The sequence below is a fragment of the Roseomonas sp. WA12 genome (assembly GCF_054165765.1).
On record NZ_CM135108.1, the window covers coordinates 3,314,611 to 3,336,626 of the forward strand.

Annotated in this window: 22 protein-coding genes; 15 read left to right on the forward strand and 7 right to left on the reverse strand. The window is 67.6% G+C overall.

Annotated elements, in window-relative coordinates; all coding sequences use genetic code 11:
* Positions 1-38 precede the first annotated feature (38 nt).
* The 10 genes from ACVBD7_RS15895 (at position 39) to ACVBD7_RS15940 (ending at position 10,819) form a co-directional block, all read left to right on the forward strand.
* On the forward strand, positions 39-278 hold the full coding sequence (locus ACVBD7_RS15895; protein WP_458094207.1) for a helix-turn-helix transcriptional regulator: 240 nt from the start codon (positions 39-41) through the stop codon (positions 276-278).
* Positions 278-3,055 (forward strand): hypothetical protein, encoded by a 2,778-nt coding sequence (locus ACVBD7_RS15900; protein ID WP_458094208.1) that lies wholly within the window; start codon positions 278-280, stop codon positions 3,053-3,055. The genes ACVBD7_RS15895 and ACVBD7_RS15900 overlap by 1 nt, the downstream gene beginning before the upstream one ends.
* Positions 3,056-3,569: 514 nt before the next feature.
* Positions 3,570-3,953 carry a hypothetical protein gene (locus ACVBD7_RS15905; protein WP_458094209.1) on the forward strand — a complete coding sequence of 128 codons (384 nt, stop codon included), beginning with the start codon at positions 3,570-3,572 and terminating at the stop codon, positions 3,951-3,953.
* Positions 3,950-5,218 (forward strand): site-specific DNA-methyltransferase, encoded by a 1,269-nt coding sequence (locus tag ACVBD7_RS15910; RefSeq protein ID WP_458094210.1) that lies wholly within the window; start codon positions 3,950-3,952, stop codon positions 5,216-5,218. The genes ACVBD7_RS15905 and ACVBD7_RS15910 overlap by 4 nt, the downstream gene beginning before the upstream one ends.
* A 1-nt stretch (position 5,219) precedes the next feature.
* A complete protein-coding gene (locus ACVBD7_RS15915; RefSeq protein WP_458094211.1) occupies positions 5,220-5,633 on the forward strand; it encodes a hypothetical protein in 414 nt (137 codons plus the stop codon).
* Positions 5,623-7,077 carry a terminase large subunit domain-containing protein gene (locus ACVBD7_RS15920; protein ID WP_458094212.1) on the forward strand — a complete coding sequence of 485 codons (1,455 nt, stop codon included), beginning with the start codon at positions 5,623-5,625 and terminating at the stop codon, positions 7,075-7,077. Before ACVBD7_RS15915 ends, ACVBD7_RS15920 begins: the two co-directional genes overlap by 11 nt.
* A gap of 122 nt (positions 7,078-7,199) precedes the next feature.
* Positions 7,200-7,610, forward strand: a complete 411-nt coding sequence (locus ACVBD7_RS15925) for an OsmC family protein (protein WP_458094213.1) — start codon at positions 7,200-7,202, stop codon at positions 7,608-7,610.
* A gap of 243 nt (positions 7,611-7,853) precedes the next feature.
* Positions 7,854-9,044, forward strand: a complete 1,191-nt coding sequence (locus ACVBD7_RS15930) for a M24 family metallopeptidase (RefSeq protein ID WP_458094214.1) — start codon at positions 7,854-7,856, stop codon at positions 9,042-9,044.
* Positions 9,044-9,565, forward strand: a complete 522-nt coding sequence (locus tag ACVBD7_RS15935; protein ID WP_458094215.1) for a GAF domain-containing protein — start codon at positions 9,044-9,046, stop codon at positions 9,563-9,565. Before ACVBD7_RS15930 ends, ACVBD7_RS15935 begins: the two co-directional genes overlap by 1 nt.
* Positions 9,566-9,838: 273 nt before the next feature.
* The gene (locus tag ACVBD7_RS15940; protein ID WP_458094216.1) at positions 9,839-10,819 is read left to right on the forward strand and encodes a Bug family tripartite tricarboxylate transporter substrate binding protein; all 981 of its coding nucleotides are present in this window, start codon (positions 9,839-9,841) and stop codon (positions 10,817-10,819) included.
* A 708-nt stretch (positions 10,820-11,527) separates the two neighbouring features.
* Here the strand turns inward: ACVBD7_RS15940 and ACVBD7_RS15945 are convergent.
* From ACVBD7_RS15945 to ACVBD7_RS15975, 7 genes are all read right to left on the reverse strand, one after another.
* Positions 11,528-12,724, reverse strand: a complete 1,197-nt coding sequence (locus ACVBD7_RS15945; RefSeq protein ID WP_458094217.1) for an FAD-dependent monooxygenase — start codon at positions 12,722-12,724, stop codon at positions 11,528-11,530.
* Between the two features lie 28 nt (positions 12,725-12,752).
* Positions 12,753-13,268 carry a MarR family winged helix-turn-helix transcriptional regulator gene (locus tag ACVBD7_RS15950; protein ID WP_458094218.1) on the reverse strand — a complete coding sequence of 172 codons (516 nt, stop codon included), beginning with the start codon at positions 13,266-13,268 and terminating at the stop codon, positions 12,753-12,755.
* Between the two features lie 177 nt (positions 13,269-13,445).
* Positions 13,446-14,150 (reverse strand): recombinase family protein, encoded by a 705-nt coding sequence (locus ACVBD7_RS15955; protein ID WP_458094219.1) that lies wholly within the window; start codon positions 14,148-14,150, stop codon positions 13,446-13,448.
* Complete coding sequence (locus ACVBD7_RS15960) at positions 14,150-14,890, reverse strand: DUF3489 domain-containing protein (protein WP_458094220.1); 741 nt, start codon at positions 14,888-14,890, stop codon at positions 14,150-14,152. Before ACVBD7_RS15960 ends, ACVBD7_RS15955 begins: the two co-directional genes overlap by 1 nt.
* Before the next feature lie 99 nt (positions 14,891-14,989).
* A complete protein-coding gene (locus ACVBD7_RS15965; RefSeq protein WP_458094221.1) occupies positions 14,990-16,033 on the reverse strand; it encodes an FkbM family methyltransferase in 1,044 nt (347 codons plus the stop codon).
* A 108-nt stretch (positions 16,034-16,141) separates the two neighbouring features.
* Positions 16,142-16,489 (reverse strand): hypothetical protein, encoded by a 348-nt coding sequence (locus ACVBD7_RS15970; RefSeq protein WP_458094222.1) that lies wholly within the window; start codon positions 16,487-16,489, stop codon positions 16,142-16,144.
* Between the two features lie 64 nt (positions 16,490-16,553).
* Positions 16,554-17,378, reverse strand: a complete 825-nt coding sequence (locus tag ACVBD7_RS15975) for a prepilin peptidase (protein WP_458094223.1) — start codon at positions 17,376-17,378, stop codon at positions 16,554-16,556.
* Positions 17,379-17,527: 149 nt separating this feature from the next.
* On the opposite strand from ACVBD7_RS15975, the gene ACVBD7_RS15980 reads away from it, so the two are divergent.
* The 5 genes from ACVBD7_RS15980 to ACVBD7_RS16000 all read left to right on the forward strand — a co-directional run bounded on the left by ACVBD7_RS15980 (position 17,528) and on the right by ACVBD7_RS16000 (position 21,963).
* Complete coding sequence (locus ACVBD7_RS15980; protein WP_458094224.1) at positions 17,528-19,129, forward strand: GspE/PulE family protein; 1,602 nt, start codon at positions 17,528-17,530, stop codon at positions 19,127-19,129.
* 13 nt (positions 19,130-19,142) lie between these two features.
* The gene (locus ACVBD7_RS15985) at positions 19,143-20,363 is read left to right on the forward strand and encodes a type II secretion system F family protein (RefSeq protein ID WP_458094225.1); all 1,221 of its coding nucleotides are present in this window, start codon (positions 19,143-19,145) and stop codon (positions 20,361-20,363) included.
* Between the two features lies 1 nt (position 20,364).
* Positions 20,365-20,817 carry a GspH/FimT family pseudopilin gene (locus ACVBD7_RS15990; RefSeq protein ID WP_458094226.1) on the forward strand — a complete coding sequence of 151 codons (453 nt, stop codon included), beginning with the start codon at positions 20,365-20,367 and terminating at the stop codon, positions 20,815-20,817.
* Positions 20,807-21,211: a type IV pilus modification PilV family protein gene (locus tag ACVBD7_RS15995; protein ID WP_458094227.1), complete on the forward strand. Its 405-nt coding sequence runs from the start codon at positions 20,807-20,809 to the stop codon at positions 21,209-21,211. Before ACVBD7_RS15990 ends, ACVBD7_RS15995 begins: the two co-directional genes overlap by 11 nt.
* A 143-nt stretch (positions 21,212-21,354) precedes the next feature.
* Positions 21,355-21,963, forward strand: coding sequence for a prepilin-type N-terminal cleavage/methylation domain-containing protein (locus ACVBD7_RS16000; protein WP_458094228.1), 609 nt, complete (start codon positions 21,355-21,357; stop codon positions 21,961-21,963).
* Positions 21,964-22,016: the final 53 nt, after the last annotated feature.

The following is a 22,016-nucleotide window of genomic DNA, read 5'->3' on the forward strand; positions in this document are numbered from 1 at the left end:
TCCCCGCAGGCAATGACGCCGCTGCGAGGAATTCCTTAGTGTCCATCACCCTTCTGCATCAGATCGAACTAGCCCGCCGCTGGCGCATCTCTCCCCGCACGCTGGAGCGGTGGCGCTGGATCGGTCAGGGCCCGGCCTATCTCAAACTCGGCGGCTCGGTCGCCTACCGCCTCGAGGACGTCCTCGCCTACGAGGCCGCCCAGCGCCGCTCCACCCAGGCCCAGGCGGACCAGTCGCTCACCCCGGAAGAGCGCTTCGCGCGCGGGATCCCGGGCTGATGGACGGCTTTGCACATCCCGTGCAGGAGGAGCCGGAGGTGACGGCCCGGACTTACGCCTGCACCTTCGGGAATTACACGGACAAGGTCTGGACCGATCGACGCAGGCTGACCTGGGATGCTCTGGCCACGATCCTTACCGACCACCAGGTCGGCTCCAAGGACGGGACCTGCTTTGTCCCGGCCACGTTCACCGGTGACCGCCGGCACAAGAACGACGCGGCCCGCATCGACGTGGTCGTGCTCGACAGCGACGCCGGCTTCACGCTGGACGAGATCCGCGACGCCATCGCCGCCCAGGGCTGGGCGGCCGTCATCTCGTCCACCCACTCGCACCTGTCCACCCGGACGAGGGCTGGCCGCGGGAACTGGGACAAGTTCCTGCTGTCGGCCACGGACCAGGAGCCCACCCCCGCGGCCTTCCTTGTCGCCAAGGGCCTCCTGCCCGAGGTGGCGGACGGGGCAGAAGTCGCCGAGCTCACCGACGAGTACGTCTTCTTCGCGCACCAGCCCTGCCCGAAGTTCCGCATCGCTCTGCCTCTGCTCCGGCCCTGGCTCGCGGCCAGCTACGACAAGCAGACAGAGGCGAACGCCGCCTGGAAGGAACGCATCGAGGCGCTCGCCGCGGTGCTGCACCTCGACCACGACCAGGCCTGCACCGACACCTCCCGGCTGTTCTACCTCCCGCGTCGGCCAGCCGAGGGTCCGTCGCCCGAGACGGCGGTGCTGGAGGGCAAGCCGTGCGATCTGTTCAGCCTGCCCGCCGCGCCGAGCCCAGAACCCGCCTCCCGTGCCCGCGCCTCCTCCGGTCCGCGTGGGTCCGCTCCGCCCAGGTCACGCACGGTCAAGCCCGAGTTCACCGATCCCGAGACCGGCGAGGTGGTCGATCTCAAGGCCTGGGCGCGCCGCTATGCTGCCCGCTTTGAAATCGTCACCGCCCTGCAAACCCGTCGGCCAGAGACCTTCGTCCCGCGCCTGGGTGAGAGCCCCAAGCGCCACATCCGCTGCGTCAACGAGGACGCCCACACCCAGGCCGGGGCGGACGCCGCCACCTTCGTCGTCAATGCCAGCCAGGGCAGCCATAAGTCGTTCGTCTACCACTGCCGTCACGGTCACTGCGACGGGCAGGACCGCCTCGGATTTCTTCGGCAGATGCTGGAGAAAGGCTGGCTCAAGATCCCGGACCTGACAGATCGGCAGTTCCTGTCTGGAACAGAGCGCCCAGTGATCCGCCTCGCCGGTGGTGAGATCCCGGCCATCGTGGACGCCGCGGAGGACGCTCTCCTGCACGCGGAGCTCGGTGTTTACCAGCGAGGTCCATACATCGTCCGGCCGGGAACGGTCATGGTGAAGGTCGCGCAGGAGCGGGACGTCATGGGTCGCCAGATCTTTGAGGTCGAGGAGCATGCCCTGGCCGAGGCCCTGACACGAGCTGCTGGGTGGGAAAAGTTCGACGCGCGCTCAGAGAGCTGGGTCACGATAGATGCTCCCCTCAAGGTCGCCGCGACCTATCGCGAGCGCAAAGGAGCTTGGCGGCTGCCGGTCCTGTCCGGATTGATCAACGCACCGACCCTAAGGCCAGACGGTAGTGTTCTCGCCGAGCCAGGCTATGACCGAGCGACCGGGCTGCTGCTGGAGACGGGAGGAGTTCAGTTCCCCAGCGTGCCTGAGGCGCCGGACTGGGAGGAGGGACGGCAAGCGATCTCCGTGCTCATGGGCCTTATTGAAACATTCCCGTTCATGGAGGAGACGGATCGGGCTGTCGCCCTCTCCACGATCCTGACAGCCTGCATCCGGCGCTCCTTGCCGACCGCGCCCCTCCACGCTTTCACGGCACCGGTCATGGGATCCGGTAAGTCCAAGCTCGTGGACCTTGCTTGCCTGATCGCCACCGGGCGCGAAGCAGCTGTCATGTCGCAGGGTAAGACGGAGGAGGAGTTCGAGAAACGGCTCGGCTCCCTGCTCCTCGCCGGCGAGACGGTCATCCCGATCGACAACTGCGAGGCGGCGCTCGGGGGCGAGTTCCTCTGCACGGTCCTGACTCAGACGAAGGCCCGCACTCGGATCCTCGGTCGATCGGAGACTCCGGAGCTCCCGACAAACGCGCTCATCACTGCAACCGGCAACAACCTCGTGCTCAGTGGAGACATGACACGCCGGGCGGTGATGGCGCGACTGGACCCGGGCTGTGAACGACCGGAGCTTCGCGTCTTCTCGATCGACCCTCTTGCAGAGATCCGGGTGAACCGACCCCGCTATCTGATTGCGGCACTCACCGTGCTTCGCGCGTATCATGTTGCTGGCCGGCCAAAGCAGCGAAACCCGCTCGGTTCCTTCGAGGAATGGAGCCGCACGGTTCGCGACGCCCTCGTCTGGCTCGACCTGTCCGATCCGGTGGAGACGATGGATGTGCTGCGGGCGAGCGATCCCGGCCTGGACGCGCTGGTGGCGGTCATCATCCACTGGTCCCAGGTTCTTGGCGGCAAGAAAGTCACCGTCCGCGAGATCATTGATGCGGCCGCTGACCAGGTGACGGTCGCGGGTGTTGGGACGATAGCAGCACCCCGATACGCCTTTCGGCACCCTGATTTTCGCGAGGCTTTGCTTGCCGTCGCCGGGGATAGTGGCGCGATCAACAGCCGGCGGCTCGGTAAATGGCTCGGCACCCACCACGGCCGGATCGTCAACGGCCGTCGCATCGATCGCCTTGGACTCAGTGGCGGCAACCTTCAGTGGCAGCTCACGACCATGGTGGAGGAGCAGCGTGAGGCAGCATGACGCTGGTGGGTTTGGTGGGTTTCGGTGGGTTTGATCTCGCTACCCCGCGCAAACTGTCAGAGGCCCCTTCTCTGCTTTCACTGACACGGACGGATGCATCTGACAGTTTCGGGATGGTGACCCGGAGAAACCCACCAAAACCCACCAAACCCACCAAGGACACTCGCCGAAAGCCACAGGGACCGGGCGCGCCCTTCGCAACACGTTGGTACCGACACGGGAGTTAGACGGGCCGGCGAGGCACGGGCGGGTGCCTACAAGCCGACCCTGACCGCCGCCCTGCAGGGAGGTGCAAGCGGCGGCTGCACGGTGTGTAGCGGGTGAGGCCCGACCACGCGAATTACACGCGTTAAGCTCGGCATAGCCACTGGCGCGCAAACAAAGGAACACGAGCGAAAAGCTGTCGTATCGCTCTCGCCTAGGCCCGTTTGGTACACTGCAGCGTGCTTCCGAGAAGGCGCGTGATGCCCGTTCAGACCAGCGCCATGCTCCCGCCCTGCAAGGGGCACCCCTGATGCCGATGCCGCGCTACACGCCGACCGAGGACCAGCGCCGCGTGGTCAAGACGATGGCCGCCTACGGCATCCCGCAGGACGCCATTGCCAAGGTCGTCCATTGCAGCGAGCCGACGCTGCGCCGGGCCTTCCGCTTCGAGCTCGATACCGCCGTGCACGAGGCCAACGCCCGGGTGGCGCAGTGCCTCTACCAGCAGGCGACCACGCCGGGGAACGTCGCCGCCTCGATCTTCTGGCTCAAGGCCCGCGCAGGCTGGCGCGAAAAGCAGGTGCATGAGGTCAGCGGTCCCGAGGGCAAGCCGCTCGAGCCGGCCAGGATCGTCTATGCCTGGTACCCCGGTGATCCGCTGCTCGAGGGACCGGTCGACGGAGGCAGCCTGTGAGCCATCCCTTGGCGGCGAAGTTTCCGCCCTACAAGCTGCTCCCTGTCTCGTCACTGATCCCCTACGCCCGCAACGCGCGCACCCACTCGCCTTCCCAGGTCGCGCAGATCGCCGCCTCCATCCGCGAGTTCGGCTTCACCAACCCGATCCTCGTCGACGGCGAGCGCGGCGTCATCGCCGGCCACGGTCGCCTACTCGCCGCACGCCAGCTCGGGATGCAGGAGGTGCCGACGCTGGAGCTATTCCACCTCACGCCGGCACAGCGGCGCGCCTACGTCCTCGCCGACAACCGCCTCGCCCTCTCCGCCGGGTGGGACGAGGACCTCCTGCGCGTTGAGCTGGCCGAGCTTGGCGCCGAGGGCTTCGACCTGGCGCTGACCGGCTTCGATGAGCTGGAGATCGCGTCCTTCCTCACCGAGCCCTCGTCGGGGCTCACGGACCCCGATGCTGTCCCTCCCGCACCGGAGACGCCTGTATCCACCGTGGGTGATATATGGATCCTCGGCCGCCACCGCCTGATCTGCGGCGACTGCACCGACGCTGGGGTAGTCGATGCGGTGCTGGGTGGAGTTAGGCCCCACCTTATGGTCACCGACCCGCCCTACGGAGTGGATTACGACCCGGCCTGGCGCAACGAGGCGCTGGACGGAGGCAAGACCGCGCGCACGGGCAAGGTGCTCAACGACGACCGGGCGGACTGGACCGAGGCCTGGGCGTTGTTCATGGGCGATGTCGCCTATGTCTGGCACGGCGCCCTTCACGCCGGGACTGTGGCCGAGAGCCTCACCGACTGCGGCTTCCAGATCCGGGCGCAGGTGATCTGGGCCAAGGAGCGGCTGGTGCTGGGTCGAGGCCACTACCACTGGCAGCACGAACCCTGCTGGTACGCGGTCAGGAACGGCGCACGCGGGCACTGGGCCGGGGACCGTAAGCAAACGACGCTGTGGTCCATCCCTTCTCGGACCGGCGAGCAAGACAATGCGACGGTGCACGGCACGCAGAAGCCCGTGGAGTGCATGCGCCGGCCGATCGAGAACAACAGCAGCCCAGGTCAGGCCGTCTACGAGCCCTTCTCCGGATCCGGCACGACGCTGATTGCGGCGGAAATGACAGGCCGCGCCTGCCACGCCGTCGAGCTTTCGCCGGCCTATGTCGATGTGGCCGTGCTCCGTTGGCAGGCCTTCACAGGCCAGAAGGCGCGGCTGGAGGGCAATGGGGTCGCCTTCGGCGAGGTCAGCGCCACCCGGGCCGCGGAGGGCGCCTGACATGCCCCAGGGCCACGCCTTCCAACCCACCGACGAGCAGCGCAAGACGGTACGGGTGATGTCCGGTTTCGGCATCCCCCACACGGACATTTCTACCCTGCTCGAGATCGACCCCAAGACGCTGCGCCTGCACTTCCGCCGCGAGCTCGATCGCGGGTCGGTGGAGGCCACGGTGAAGGTCGCGCAAACGCTGTTCCAGATGGCCACCTCCGGACAGAACACCGCGGCGTCGATCTTCTGGATGAAGGCTCGCGCGGGCTGGCGCGAAAAGCACGAGGTGGTGCTGTCGGCCAAACCTGCCGGTGAGATGACGGACGCCGAACTGGAGGAGGAGATCGCGCGCGCCCGGGCCGCACGGCTGGTGCTGAACCGGGACGGGCCTGCTGAGGGTGAGGACTCCAGCGATGGAGGCTGACCCCGCCTGGGAACTCGGGCAGCGCAGGGCTATCCGCTGCGACTTCGGGCTGTGGTGCGAGCACGCCCTGGCTCCCCAGGACCTCTCGCCTGCCGCACACCACCGCCTGCTCATCCGCGAGCTGCAGGCGGTCGCCGACGGACTGCACGATCGGCTCATGGTGTTCATGCCCCCGGGCTCGGCCAAGAGCACCTACACCTCCGACCTGTTCCCGGCCTGGTTCCTCGCCCAGGCCCGGGACCGGCGCGTCATCGCCACCTCCAACACGGCCGAGCTCGCCGGCACCTTCTCCCGCCGTGTCCGGGGCCGGATCCGCAGCCATGGCCCGACCCTCGGCTATCGGCTGGACCGGGAGGCCGAGGATCTCTGGACCACCAGCAACGGCGGGGAGTACCGGGCCGCCGGCATCGGTGGCGTCATCACCGGCTTGCGTGCCGACCTCGCCCTGATCGACGACCCCGTGAAGTCGCGGGAGGAGGCGGACAGCGCCGCCCGTCGCAGCCGGGTGTGGGAGTGGTTCGGCGACGACCTCAGGACGCGCCTCAGGCCAGGGGCCGCCATCGTGGTGGTCCAGACGCGCTGGCACGAGGACGACCTCTCAGGGCGCCTCCTGCAGGCCCAGAGCGACCAGTGGCGGGTGGTGTCCCTCCCAGCAGAGGCCGAGGAAGACGACCCGCTGGGGAGAAAGCCCGGCGAGATGCTCTGGGGCGATGACCGCTACGGCTATGCCGCCTCCCTCCTCCGCGTGAAGGCCGAGGCGAGCACCCGGAGCTGGTCGGCCCTCTACCAGCAGCGGCCGGTGCCCGACACGGGCGACTACTTCCAGGCGAACTGGCTGCACCAAGCCGACGCCCTCCCCGACCGGGCCACACTCCGGGTCTACGGCGGCTCGGACTACGCCGTCACCGCGGGTGGGGGCGACTGGACCGTGCACGTCGTGGTCGGCATGGACCCGGAGGGCAAGCTCTGGCTGCTCGACCTGTGGCGCGGGCAGGCCGCGGCGGATGCCTGGATCGAGGCCTTCTGTGACCTGGTGCTGCGCTGGCGTCCGATCGGCTGGGCGGAGGAGGCAGGGCAGATCCGGGCGGGCGTCGGGCCGTTTCTCGAGCGGCGCATGCGGGAGCGCCGGGCCTATGTCGCGCGGCACCCCTTTCCGACGCGGGGGGACAAGGCGGTCAGGGCGCAGTCGATCCGCGGGCGCATGGCGTTGGAAGGGCTGCGGGTGCCACGGACGGCAGTGTGGAAGCAGGCGTTCGAGGCGGAGCTGCTGTCGTTCCCCGCGGGCAAGCACGACGACCAAGTGGATGCGCTGGGGCTGGTCGGGCAGCTGCTGGACAAGATGGTGCGGGGGACACCGGCGAAGCGGGAGGAGGCTGAGCGGAGAGACGGGTACGCGCGGTGGTTCGACAAGGACGACGAGAGAGTGTCGTGGAAGACGGCGTGACACCTCATTTGAGATCCCGGCAGTGCGAGGCGCACACACCGGAGCTCTCCTATGAGCAATACTCACACGGCTAAGTCGGGTACGCTCGCGGCCGCCAATGCCACCGGAGCAGGAGGGACAACATGCCCATCATGACCGTGATGCTGCGTAGCATTCCTGATACCGACGCAGCTCTGGGCTGGGCGGGACATCACTCGGTTGTCGTTGATCGCCCCGACGGCACCGCTGGAGGCAGAGATCTCGGCTTCAACGGCGGCCAGCTCCTCGGCCTGGCGATCGGCGGCTGTCTCTGTAACGACCTTCACTACACTGCGGAAAGAATGGGAATACGTCTTACGGCGCTCGCAGTTGACGTGTCCGTCACCTTCGACGGTGAGCCGCTGCTCGCCACCGCTGCCGCGGTCTCCGTGGCTGTCCAGGCGACTGACGAAGCGGCCGATCTCGCCAGCCTCATTGAGCAGGCAACGGCGACTTCCACTGTAAGCAATTCAATCTCACGAGGGATCCCCATCAGCGTCCACCGGCTGACCTGAGAGGCATCCAACACCTGTACCGCCGCACCATGTTCACCACCGACCAACGACCGTTGATGGGTGGTGAACATCCTCATCGAGCCGCCGCTCCAGCCGTAGTTCAGCATCGAGAGCAAGCCAGAAGGTATGAATTCAGCCCGTTGATAGGCAAGAGATCGGAAGATGACCCGTGTCACAGCAACCCTTGACCTGCAAAAAACAAGCAGCACAGTCTAACGTCTCTGACGATGGGACATCCCGAATATGGCCGTTCTGGGCGATGCTGTCCGTAACCACCGCTGGGACATGATGTTCGCCCTGATGGACCGCCACGGTCTGGACGCGCTAGCTTTCACCAGTGCTGATTTCTTCCAGTTCGCCACGAACTTCGGCACCGACGTGCAGACCTGGGAACGGCCCATCCTCTGCGTTGTGCCGCGCAACGGCAAACCTTTTGCTATCCTGAATGAACTCTCGACAAATCACTGGCGCTTCGGAATTGAGGCTGGAAAACTCTGGGTCACGGACACCGAGACCTACGCCGAGCATCCCCGCCTGAGACGCCGCGCACCGCTGCTGCCGCAATGGCCCGAGATGGTGGCAGACCGGTTGACCCGCGCTGGCTTGGCCCGCTCGCGCATTGGCGTGGATGCAGGCAGCGGTCCGCTCTCTCGCGCCGCGGCACTACTGCCACAGATGAAATTGGAGGTCCTCACAGCCGGCTGCCGATCCCTTCGCTGGGTGAAGCACTCAGAGGAAATTACCCTGATGCGCGAGATTGCCGCCCTGTCGGACTGGCTGCAAGATCGCTATCGGGAGGCGATCCGCCCCGGCCGTTTAGTGCAGGAGATGGACATGTCGATGGCTGCCTTGCTGGCCGAAGAGTCGGCACGTCGTTTTCCCGGCGAGAATCTTGAAATCATGCGCTGCTGGACGCTCTCCGGCCCAGCGAGCTGCGCGCCCCATGGCGACGGCCGCTCCTCCGGCGCACGGATCGAGAAGGGACATGGTCTGGTTAACATCGTGATCCCGCGTGTGAACGGGCTGGTGGTGGAAAATGAGCGCACCTGGTTCTGCGGTCGCCCGGATGAGCGCCAGGCTTTCCTGTTCGAGACTGCCCGCGCTGCCAATGAAGCGGCGTGTGAGGCGGCCGTGACCGGTCACCCCGTGTCGGACATCGACGCCGCGGCGCAGGAGGTGATCGAGCGCGCGGGCTGCGCCGACCTGATCCTGCACCGCACGGGTCATGGCATGGGCACGATGGGGCATGAATTCCCGGAGGATACGGCTTTTAACAATCGTCTCCTCCTAGAGAACGAGGTCTATTCCGCCGAGCCCGGCCTCTATCAGTGGGGCCTTGGCGGCTTCAGGCACGACGACACCGTGGTGGTCGGCGCGCGGCCCGAGGTGTTGACCAAGGCGCCAAAGAGCCTCGCCTCGCAGACGCTCCTCTGATGCCGGCGACTGCCGATCCTTCCCCGCATCTGGCCGCCGTTGCCGCGAGCATGGCGCAGCCGGAGCAGCCCCTGGTCGGACTGCGGGCCCTGGACTGCGCGCTAGCAGCGACGGTCGGGCACAAGCTCTTCACCGTCCTCGTGCTCAATTGGGCGGCCGGGCAGAAGCAGCGCTACTACTCCAACCAGCCCGATGCCTATCCGACCGGCGGGCACAAGCCGATCGAGCCCTTGGGCGAGTACCATGAGACGGTGGTGCTAGCGGGTCGGCCGAGATTCCTGCATGACCGCGCCGACATCGTCCACGCCTTCCCCGACCATCCACTCATTCTCTCGCTTGGCTGCGAAGGCGCCGTGAACGTGCCGGTGCGCTGGAACGGGAAGACGCTGGGCGGGCTGAACCTGCTGGACGAAGCGGGGCGCTACAACGAGGAGCAGACTCCGCTCCTACTCACCTTCGCCGCGCTGGCTGTGCCCGCCTTGCTGCACATCACCGGTCACTGGACGGAAGCCGCGCCATGAAACCCAGCGCTGGTTGGCCCTAGTGGGATGTCTGACGCCGTGGTGGCGCGGATCAACGGCGCCGTCGCGGCGGCTCTGGAAGACCCCACCGGCGCGAAGGCACTGCGGGATCAATACCTGGAAATAATGCGGGGCAGCGCAAAATTCGTGCGCGACAGCGTGGCGAGGACAGTGCCGATTGGGGCGCCTTCATCCGCCGCCGCAACCTGCGAGTGGAGTAGGCCCGCCCTGCCGCGATCAAGCCGTCCAAAACGCCCGTAGCAGGAGAAAGAGATGAGCCCTACCCGACGCGGCCTCGGTCTCGCCAGCCTTGGTGGCCTTGCTATGCCCGCTCTCGCCCAGACGCCGCCTTGGCCGCAGGCAGGCCCCATCCGCTTCGTCGTGCCGTTTGGCCCTGGCGGTACCACAGACATCATCGCACGGATCGTAGCGGCCGAAATGTCTCGTCGCATCGGCCAGAGCATGGTGGTGGAGAACCGCCCGGGGGCAGGCGCGACGCTTGGCACCGGCCAGGTCGCCCGCGCGGCGCCGGACGGCTACACGCTTGTGCTCTCGGTCATCAGCGCCATGGTAGTCGGGAAGGTGCTCTACGGCCCGCGCGTCACCTGGGACCCGAACACGGACTTCGCGCATGTCGCCATGCTGATGAGCACGCCCTACCTCTGGCTCGTCCGGCCCGACCTGCCGATCCACAGCGTGGCGGATCTAGTGGCGGAGGCAAGACGGCGACCGGACGGGCTCACCTACGGCACCTCCGGCATCGGCTCCATGCCGCATCTCACCGCCGTACGCTTTTGCCAGGCCGCGGGAATCACCATGCAGCACGCCCCGTATCGCGGCGCGGCACAGGTTGCGACCGACGTGATGTCGGGCACCCTGCCGCTGATGGTGGACAGTCTTACTGCTGCGAGCGCCAACATTCGCTCTGGCGCGCTCCGCCCCCTTGCACATTCCTGGCCCGAGCGCGTTCAGGATTTCCCGGAAATCCCGACTTTTAAGGAACTCGGCTATCCTGATCTGATCGTGGATGGGTGGTCGGGTCTCGCGGCCCCAGCTCGCACGCCCCGGGTAGTTCTTGAGAAGCTCGCCGAGGCGGCGCGGGACTCCCTTGCCTCGCCTGAGTTGTTACGGCGTTACAAGGAGACCTCCACCGCCCCTGGGCGCCTCTTCCTTGAGGATGCGCAGCGATATGTGCGCAATGAACTTACGGTTTGGACGCCGGTCATTCGCGCCTCGGGCGCAACGGTGGACTGAGCGCCCTCCCGTACGCAGAGCTACCCACGATGCGCAGTTTCGCCTCCGCGTCCTCGCTCCGGCTCTGACTTTGCGCGAATTACAGCGTCGCGGGCAGACGTCCAATGTTACAGAGACGGTGATTGCTGACCTCTTCGCAGAGTGAGTATCAGAATTTGCTCAGCCCTAATCGCTGAGCTGCTGCGCGATGCCAACCAGCACCCGCGGCCTCATACGTCGGCGAATCAGAGTCGTGGACGCTCGAGCGATGGCAGCGTCTCGGCCGGCTCGGCTATGCGGCAAGCCACTCAATGACCCGCGCCACCGTTGTTCGGGTCCAAACCACGCCACCTCTCGGCGTCGGCACCCCTGCTTAGTGAGCACCCGCACGAGCCCGGCGCACGTGGTGATCCCCTCCGCCCGGAGAGCCTCCAACTCCAGCGCGAGCCGGTGCGCAGTTCGGGTCGCCTGCTCAGCACGAGAGATGGCGGCCACCACCACACAGGGCGGAACTGGCGGCCTCCAGTCCCTATCCCCGCCCGGCACCGCCCCACGCGCCCGTGCCGCCACCAGCGCCACCCGGGTACGCTTTGCGCCCACGTCGGCCGTCCAGGCACCGGGGTCGCTTCCCCGAAAGCTGACATGACTTGCGGTAAGACTAATGGCCGGGTTGGTTAGACAGCGGAGATACGCCTCAGTGGCCTGCCGGTCTGATCGTCCGCTGAGGCATCAGGCCGGGAGGAAGGGGTAGCGGGACAGATCGGGAGACTTCGGCTCGCGCGCGAAGAGCTTTGCCGTCAGATCGCGGATGGGTGGTTTGCTGGCCACGTTTAGCGCGCCGTGCAGCAGGTGGATGCCGAGCCGGCTTTGCGGGTTCATCATTCGGGGCCCGATCTTGGGAACACCCTGCCCTTCCTCGGTCATCGGCCGCATGGCCGCTTCGTAGGCGGCCAGGGCGGCTGGCAAGTCGTCACTACGCCGTAGCTCACCTGCCAGTACGTAGGCGCCGGTGACGGCCAGCGTCGTGCCGATGCCGGCCAGCGGCGTCGCGCACCACGCGGCGTCACCCGTCAGCACGACGCGGCCCTTCGACCAGCGCTTCAGCCGCACTTGGCGAAGCACGTCGAAGTAGAAGTCCTCCGTCGTCTCCATGCCCGCGAGCACGCGATCCGCCTGCCAGCCGACATCAGCGAAGCGCTCGCGCATGTAGGCTTTCTGGCGGTCTGCGTCCCATTCTTGCTCGCCGTCCGGGGGCTGCTGGATCGTGAGGTTGGCGCGGGTTGTGCCGTGCATGTCGGGCCGCAGCGAGATGCTCCGCCCCTCCGTCGCGTTGTACCAGCGCCACATCCGGTCGTCGCCGGCGGCGCGCGGGATGGTGAAATAGGCGATGGTGAGGTCCATCCAGCGCGGGTCATTCTCTCCGGAAAAGATCCTCTCGCGGGTGCGCGACCCGACACCTTCCGCGACGATCACCAGGTCATAGGTTTCCACGGTACCGCTGGCAAAGGTGACCTTCGCGCCATCCGCTTCATCGTCGATCCGCTCGATCGTGTCGCCGAACCGAAAGGTCGCGCGCTCGCGGGCCGGCTTATAGAGCAACCGGGCGAGGTCGCCCCGCAGGATCTCCATCTCGGCGGTCGGCCCGTCGCTGCCGAGGTCACTGGTGACGAACTCCGCGGCAACCCTTCCGTCGCCGTCGATCCAGGCGGTCCCCCGCTCCCCCGTGCCGTGCTCGAGTGCGGCCTGTTCCAACCCCATCCGACGCAGCACCTCGCGCCCGACCCCGCGCACGTCGATGTTTTGCCCGCCGTCGCGGAACTCGGGCGCGCGCTCCACCACCGTGACGTCGAAACCGAGGCGGCCGAGCCACCAGGCCGCGGTGTTGCCGGCGATGCTGGCGCCGGAGATGAGAATGCGGCGAGACATGTGGGAAAACTCCTTCCCACCAATAACATCACTCGTGATGTATTGTTTCCTGCCTCTCCTCCGAATTCGCGATGAATCGCTGAAGCAGGGAGACGAGGGCGGACACCTCGTCGGCCGAGAAGCCGTCGAGCCCGCGTCCATTAGCGTCGATCAAAGCTTGTCCACCGATCCGCGCGGCCTCGTGTCCCCTATCCGTCAACCGCACCATCGCCGCCCGCCGGTCCGCAGGGGCCGGCGCGCGGGCGATGAGCGCCATGGCTTCGAGCTTATCCAACAAGGCTACCATCGCCGGCTGCTTCACCGCCGACGACCGCACGAGGTCACGCTGAAGCATCGGCCCTTTCCACGACAACAGCAGGAGCGGACCAATCAACGCCAGCGACAGTCCATGCGGGCGCAGGGTCCTATCCACCCCACGGTTGAACATGCGGGCCGCATGATTGGCGAGGTAGCCCGGCGCGACCGCGGCCTCTGGATGGGTGTCGTCGTCCTGGTGCTCCATGGAGAATATTTGCGCCAGGACGGACAGGCTTGCCAGCAGCAAGCGTCATGGTCGCCCCGCCCGGCAGCGCCGCATCGCGGGGGTCACCGAAGCCCTGCCGGCATCACAGCAAAGCTTCGGCATGGGTCGGGATCCGCCAAAGACGTCTTCGGATTTGAGATCCGCTTCTCGCGTGCCCCAGCTCAAAGCGGTCGGGCAGCTTCCGGCCAAAGTCGGCCGCTACGCCCCGAGCCGTTCCAGCACCCGCGCCACCGTCGTGTGCGTCCAGACCACTCCACCTCGAGGCGTCGCCACTCCTCTTTCGGTCAGTGCTCGCGCAATCCCCTGGTGCGTAGTGACGCCCTGAGCCTGCAGTCTCTCGACCTCCAGCGCGAGCCGGTGTGCCGTGCGAATAGCCTGCTCACCCCTGCTGGCAGCCGCCGCTGCAGTACAGGGCGGCACAGGCGGCCTCCACCCCCGATCCCCGCCCAGCACTGCCCCCCTCGCCCGTGCCGCGGCCAGCGCAGCCCGGGTCCGCTCTGAGATGAGCTCCCGCTCCTTTTGCGCCATCGCCGCATAGACCCGCATCATCAGGTCATCAGCGCCGGGCATGTCGGCTGCCCGGATCGAGATCCCTTCCTCCAGCAGGCCGGACAGCGTGTGGGCGCGCCGAGTAATCCGATCGAGGCGGGCGGCCACCAACACTGCCCCGAGCTGACGGCAGCGGGCTAGGGCTGCCTGGAACCCCGGCCTGCGGTCGTCCTTGCCCGACGCAATGTCCTGGTGCTCGGCGACAAGCATCCAGCCCTCGCGCTCGACGAAGGCGCGGACGCTGACCTGCTGCGCCTCGAGCCCCAGGCCGGAGTGCCCCTGCTCAGCGGTGGAGACGCGATAGAGGGCGACAGCGTAGCGGAGCTGGGTGGGCGAGCGACGCGGGGTGGTCATCAGCCCTGCTCTCCCGAGCCGATGCGATAGACCGAGTAGCTACCCTTCGCGCCCTGCGCTCCGGGCCCGACCTGGCGCACCCGCTCCAGCACCTCGACCGCGTGGCCCTTCTTCTTAAGCCCTGCCAGGAAGCCCCGGACCGTGTGCTGGGCCCAGCCGGTCGCGTCCATAACCTGAGCGATGGTGGCGCCCTTCTCACGACGCAGGAGGGTGAGGACGGCCTGCTGTTTTGTGCCCTGGCGTGGGGTGCGCAGGATGGCGGCGTCGCGAGGTGGACGGGTTGCGCCACCGCACCTCAGGGCCGCCCTGAGCGCCTCGATGGAAGTGGGCAGGGCAGGACGCTCCAAGCCGGCGTCCCAGGCCACGAGCAAGGCGGTGGCAGCGTCTCGGAGCGAGATGCGGGCTGCGGCACAGTGGGCGGCGCTGGCCGCCCTTGGGCCTCTTGCTGGGCCGATGTTGGCCTGCTCCCCATCCCCGCCCTCCTGCGCGCCCACGACGGCCTCTTTGGCCGGCTCCGCAGCGCCCGGTGCACCCACCGCCGTCAGCCCCGCCGCGGTGATGCGCAGCAAGGTCCCATCGTCGCCAGACACCTCCTCCAGCAGCCCGGCCCTGAGCATGCTCTGGAAGACCACATTCCGGGCAGCCACGGGCAGGCTCGAAGGCGCCTCGACCAATCGCGCTGGATGCTGGGCGGCCGAGGTCAGGATCTGCGCCTGGGTGGGGGAAAGCGGCTTCGTCATGGTCAGGTCCCTGGTCGGACCCGATCATCGGGTCCTACGACCCGGAGCCCTGCCGAGGGACGGTCAGGGTGGCGTGGGTAAAGCAACCTCCTCGCGTGACTATGCTTTGCTCGGTTGAACAAAATAGCCAAGTGCGCGCTTCCAGAACCCTCGAGGGCGGGGACGGGCAACGATGTCTATGTGATCGGTTCCCCGCCGCCGATACGTGGCCATGATTACCTCCGGATCGCCATTAGCCGCAGAAAGCGAGCCGTCAGGCTCGATGGAGAAGAGATCGTAGCCAAGGTCCGATAGCCAGTTCAGGTACCCCTCTCCGGAGATGCCGGAGATGCCGGCCATCAGGCCAGGGCTGAACTCGCTGATGATGACAGGGCGGTGCCTCTGAATGATCGTCCGACATCCGAATAGGGCGTTGTACTCAGCCCCTTCGACATCAATTTTGATCAGGTCGATCGAATCGGCAATCGGAACAACGCTGTCCAGGGGCAAACAGGCGACGGTTCGAGCCTCCAGGATCGACGCGCTCCTCGCCTCAAGCGTGGAAGTCGTGCCGTTCGAGTGTGAGGTGTTGAGGGCCAGCAGCCCCACCGCCCGGCCTGCGCCAGCCTGCAGCACTGTAACCTGACCAAAGCCGTTCAACACTCGGCTAGCCTCAATCATCCGCGCATTGCCAGGGTTCGGCTCGACCGCAAAAACCCGGCCGGACGGCCCAACAAGCATGGCCGAAAGCATGCTGAAGTATCCGATATTAGCGCCAATATCGAGCACGCCCATGCCCGGCCGCAGCACCGAACGGAACACCGCCACGACCTCGTTCTCGTACTCGCCGGCAAGAACATGCCGGCCCACGGCGGCATCGGAGGGCGAGGCGAAGAGGCGGAAGCCTTCCCCCTCCGCGATCGCGTAATTCGCGCTTGCATCCGCCTCCGACAGAGCGCGCCGCGCAAACTCGAGGCTGTTTACATAACTACCGACGACAGCTTCCAACGGTTCGCCAACGCGGGACGAGTGGCCCGGCCATTCCTCCTGATTAGGATGGCGGCCCAACAGCAGACGAAAACAATGAAAGATGTCGTCGAGCGATGCGCGGCCGTCATAGGGGATTGTCCAGGGCGTGGTCTCGCGTTCCGATGGCAACGACACGTCAGTAGCACTCCCCATCTACAAGCCCGACGCGGCGCGCCCGACCTGGGCGCGCTGGGATAGCTCCCTGTCTAGCAGGGACCAAGTCGTCCGCCGGCCGCACAGTCCTCATGGCGGGACCTGCACGAAGAGGCGGTTGCCGACCACCTGTACGTCAAAACGTCGCAGCTCCTGCACCGGGCGGGGGAGCCAGCCTTCCGGCGTCAGCTCATAGGCGACGCTCGTCATCGTGGCGTGGCAGATCACCGCGTTGCTGACGGTGGTTGGCGTCTCGACCGCGCTGCCGTCAACAATGCGGTTGTACAGGTTCCAGCGGCGCACCGTGCGGTCGACAATCCTCAGCACCTCGTCACGCTGGCATAGGAGCGTGGGCGTTCCCGCCCGCACCTCCGGTCCGATCGCGACGGTGCCCAGCACGGCGCAGGCCGCGATCGCAGCCCGCATTTGTCGTTGCATGCTCGGCTCCTTCGCCCCCGACGGCATGTTGCCGCGCGGATCGTAGCGCGGCAATGCGCCGGGCCTAACTCAGCAGGATACCGGCGTGGAGCCGCACGAGCCACAAGCCGAGGGCGAGCGCCGGCCCGAAGGGAACCGAGGTGGCCGCGCCTAGCTGCTCGCCCGGCCGCCGGCGCATGAGGGCGGTGGCTAGGCCGGCCAGAGCCGCGATAAGTAGCACCAGGTCCAGTCCCTGCCACCCGACCCAGGCGCCCGCCGCCGCGAGCAACTTGGCATCACCGCCGCCGAGCCCCTCGCGTCCGCGCCAAGCGCGGTAGGCGACGGCGAGAAGTCGAAAGGCGGCATAGCCGGTCAGGACCCCGATGGCATGGTCCGTCACGGCCCAGGGCTCCAGCGCCCAGGTGACGGCGAGGCCCGCTACTACAAGCGGAAGGGTCAGCACGTCCGGCAGGCGGCCATGCTCTAGGTCGATCCAGATGAGGGCCAGCAGGGTCCACCCCATGGCGCAATCAGCCCAGAGTCGGGCCGCCGAACCCAGCTCGCCAGTGGCCAGCACGGCCCAGAGCGCAACGCCGAGCGCGGCGAGCTCCACCTTCCAGTGGAATGACGCGATCCGGGCTCTGCAGCCGAGGCAGCGGCCACGAGAGGCAAGATGGCTCAGCAGCGGGACCAGCTCAGCCGCGCTCAGGGTCCGCCCGCAGGATTCGCAACGGGAACGGGACAGCGCCACCGGCTCACCGCGCGGAAGCCTGCGGATCAGAACGCCAAGGAAGCTGCCGACCAAGGGTGAGAGTAGCAGCGGGGCCAGCCAGTCGGGCAGAGTCATCCCCTCCCCGGCGCGGTCCTTGCGCCCGCCGGTCCGCATGGTTACCTCGGCAGAATGCCGCAAGGTGCCCCGTCCTTATGCCATCGGCCGCACGAACCATCGAGACCCCCGACCAGGCTTCCGACGCCGAGGCCCCAAATGCGGAGAGGCTGCTGCGACTTCTTGTCGCTCAGGGCCGGTGCGACGCACGGGCCGTGGAGCGGGCCCGCGGCATGGCGGCAGGCACAGGGCGGCGGATCGACGCCGTCCTCATCCAGCTCGGCTTGATCACCGAGCGCGAGTTGGCCCAAGGCTTTGCCGATCTGCTGGGCCTCCCGGTCGCGCCGCCCTCTCGATACCCTGTCACCCCCGTGCTGCCGGATAGGCTGACCGCCCGCTTCCTGCGCCAGGCCCGCGCCCTGCCCCTGTCTCTGGACGGAGAGGTGCTGTCGGTGGCGCTGGCTGACCCGCTGGATCCTTTCACTCCTGCTGCAATCGCAGCTGCCACCAGCCGGGTGGTGGTGGCCGAGATCGCGGTTCCGGTGGAGCTGGAGGCCGCTATCGACCGCCTCTACCCCGACGGCCCGACCGCCGCGCCGGAGACGGAAAGCGACGAGGGGCCGCTCGAGGAGGACGCGGAGCGGCTGAAGGACCTTGCAAGCGAGGCGCCGGTGATCCGCCTGGTGAATGGCATCATCGCACGCGCCGTGGAGACGAGGGCCTCCGACATCCATATCGAGCCCTTCGAAGATCGCCTCCGCATCCGACTTCGCAACGACGGCTTGCTGCAGGAGATAGAGCCGCCTCCCGCGCGGCTGGCGGCGGCCATCGTCTCGCGCATCAAGATCATGGCGCGGCTGGATATCGCGCAGCGCCAGATGCCTCAGGACGGGCGCATCAAGATGGCCGTGCGCGGCCAGGAGATCGACTTCCGCGTCGCCACCATCCCGTCGCTACATGGTGAGACGGTGGTGATGCGCGTGCTCGACCGCAGCGCGGTGGCGCTGAACTATGACGCGCTAGGCCTCGCGAAGGGCGTCGTCGAACGTTTCCGCACGGCACTAGAGCTGCCAAACGGCATCGTGCTCGTCAGTGGTCCAACGGGCTCGGGCAAGACCACTACACTCTACACTGGCCTGCTCGGCTTGAACGCGGTGGAGCGCAAGGTTGTCACGATCGAGGACCCGATCGAGTACCAGCTCGCCGGCATCGTGCAGAGCCAGGTGAAGCCGGGGATCGACCTCACCTTCGCCTCGCTGCTGCGCGCGGAGCTACGCCACAACCCCGACGTCATCATGGTCGGCGAGATCCGCGACGGCGAGACGGCGCAGATCGCGGTTCAGGCGGCGCTGACCGGACATCTCGTGCTCTCCACCGTCCACACCAACTCGGCGGCGGCCACCATTGCACGCCTGCGCGACATGGGGCTGGAGGATTACCTGCTGACGGCCGTGCTGCGCGGCGTGCTGGCGCAGCGCCTGGTGCGCCGCCTTTGTCCGCACTGCCGACGCCATGAGGATGCGCCCGCCGCGCTTGTGGAGCGCTTCGACCTGCGCCGCCGCAAACCGGAAGGTCCGATCCGCCTCTGGCACCCCGTCGGATGCGAGCACTGCCGAAGCACCGGTTATCGCGGCCGAATGGCAATCGCCGAATTTTTAGAGCCGAACGTCGCGATTGAGCGCCTGATCTTTGAGCGTGCCGACCAGGGTGCAATAGAGCGCGCCGCGGTCGCCAATGGCATGGTGCCGATGCTTGATGCCGGGTTGGATGCGGCACTGTCAGGCGAGACGGCGCTTGAAGATGTGGTCCGTAGCATACGCGCCTCCGACGCCTGATGAGAGGCGCCTGATGCCCGCCTTCCGCTACACTGCCGTTACCCCGGCCGGCGACATGCGGCATGGCGTGATGGAGGCCGCCGACGAGGCCGCGGTGATTCGCCGACTGCAGAGCGAGGGAGCCATCCCCATGAAAGCCGAGCCCGACACCGGCGGGCGGCTTCGCACCTTGCTCGACACGCCGCTGGGCGGCGGCTCCGGTGTTTCGCGGCAGGAAGTGACAGACTTCACGCGCGGCCTGGCCGTCATGCTCGGTGCGGGGCTCGACCTCGACCGCTCACTCCGCTTCCTAATCGAAACGGCGCCCAGCCGCCGCGTTGCCGCCCTGCTGGACGGGCTTCGAGCCACGGTGCGGGACGGCGCCTCCCTTACCGCCGCATTGTCCCGCCACCCCGGCACCTTCCCGGCCCTCTATCTCGGCATGGTGCGGGCAGGCGAAGTCGGCGGGCGGCTGGCGCCGACGCTGGAGCGGTTGGCTGGCTTGATGGAGCGGCAGCGAGCCATGGCCGCCGGCATACGCTCTGCGATGATCTACCCTTCCATTCTGCTGGTGGCGGCAATCGGCTCCATCGCGCTGCTGCTGACCTCCGTGCTGCCGCAGTTCGTGCCGCTGTTTGAGCAGAGCGGCGCCTCCCTGCCTGCCTCGACGCAGTTCCTCGTCGATGCCGGGAAAGCCGTCTCAGCCTTTGGCCTCTACGGCCTGCTGGCGCTGCTGGCCGGCGTCGTCGTCTTCCGCGCCTTGATGCGCCAACCCGGCCCGCGGCTGGCGCGGGACCGGCTGTTGCTGCGCGTGCCCGTTCTCGGCGGGCTGATCCGGGACGTGCTGGCGGCGCGCTTTGGCCGGGCGCTGGGCACGCTGCTAGTCAACGGCGTGCCGTTGATTGGCGCGATGGAGGTGGCGCGCGGCACCCTCGGCAATCGTGAGGCAGAGGAGGTGGTGAACCGTGCCGCCCTCACTGCGCGCGGCGGTGAGGACCTCTCCGCCACGCTCCAGGCCTCCGGCGTTTTCCCACCGCGCCTGACCACACTCCTGCGTCTGGGTCACGAGACCGCTCAACTCGGCCCCATGGCCCTGCGGGCCGCCGAAATCCACGAGGAGGCCGCGCGGCTCGGGATGGAGCGGCTGGTCTCGCTGCTCGTGCCAGGGATCACCGTGGTAATGGGCGCCCTGATCGCGGGCATCGTCGCCTCGCTGCTGCTTGCCATGCTCAGCCTCAACGATCTCGCCGGCTAGGATGGGCGTCGCGCGGCAGGCCGGTTTCACGTTGTTGGAGGTGCTGGTGGTGGTGGCCGTGATCGGCCTGGCTCTCGGCCTTGTCGCCCAGCGCGGCCCTGTCAGAAGCCCATCACTGGAGGCGCGTGAGGCCGCCGGCGAGGTGGCTCTTGCGCTGCGGCAAGCGCGCGGTCTCGCGATCGCCACCAATCGCCGCGTGACCTTCGTGCTGGATGTTGCCCGCCATGCATACCGCATCGGTGACGGTCCGGTGAGGCCTTTGCCGCCCGCCATCGACCTCGCCATGACCGCCGCCTCCGGGGAAGCCGGCGAGAGCCGCACCGCTTCAGGAATTGGCTTCTCGCCCGATGGCAGCTCCTCCGGCGGACGGATCCGCATCGCTGCCGGATCGGTCCGCCGGCTCGTTTCAGTGGACTGGCTGACGGGACGGGTAACGGTGGCCGATGCGCCCTGAGCGGGAGGCAGGCTTTACCCTGCTCGAAGTGCTGATCGCCTTCCTCATCGCCGCGATGGCGCTCGCGGTGCTGTTTCGCACGGCCATCGAAGGCCAGGCCGCCGCCGACACGGCCGCGCGCTACCAGGAAGCCCTCTCCCGCGCCCGCTCACGCCTCGCGGCCACCGAGGCCATGCCGCTCCAGCCCAGCGACAGGCAGGGCGAGGAGGGTGGCGGCTATCGCTGGCGCGTGCGGGTCTCGCTCGTGTCGGAGGGCGCCCCCGTCCGCGAGGGGCCTCCCGCGCCGTCCCTTTACGGGATCGCGGTCGCCGTCGCCTGGGGCGAGGGCAACGGATCGCGCAACGTGCAGTTGGAAACTCGCCGGCTGGGGCCGCCGACGGCGCGCGCGCCGTGACGGCGAACACGAGCAAGGCTGGAGGAAGGAGTTATCCCAGACCTTCATTTCGTTTCTCGAGGAATCGCGACGTCATAATCCGTGGCGCGCCCGAGAAGTGGGCGGGATCAAAACGCAAGTCCGGGGGAGACTTCCCCCCGGTTGTGCCCGCTTCGCCACGCGACGCCGGTTTCACCCTGCTCGAAGTTCTTGTAGCCCTAGTCGTGCTCGGCTTCCTCATGGCTGGGCTGACCCAGGGCACGCGCTTCGGGCTGCGGGCGCTGGACCGTCAAGCCGCCCGTGCCGCAACGGCGGGGGAGTTGGAGGCGGTGGACCGCGTTCTGCGCCGCCTGGTGGAGGGCATGGACCCCGGCAATGCCCGCGAAGAGCCAGTCGTCGAGGGAGACCAGCGCGCTTTGCGGATGGTCACCGATCTCGGCGCGGCCGCGGCGGCCCTGGGGGACGGCACGGCGGAGGTGCGGCTCGCGGTTGAGGGAGGACGGCTCGTCATGCGTTGGGCCCCCGCGCGTCACGTCGTACTGCTGGCGGCTGCTCCGCCGTCGGAGCGGGCCATGCTGCTGGAGGGGGTCGCAGCGCTCGACATTGCCTATTGGGGCCGGCCGGAGGGGGGCGGTACGGCAACGTGGCAGGGATCCTGGGCGCAGCCGCTGCTGCCGGCTCTGATCCGACTGAGGCTCACCTTTCCGGCCGGCAGCGGCCGGCACTGGCCGGACATTGTCGTCGCGCCGCGGCGGGATCGGGATGGCGGGTAGGACGGTTCCATGGCGCCCGATGCGGGGTCGGTATAGATTTCGGGCGCGACCGG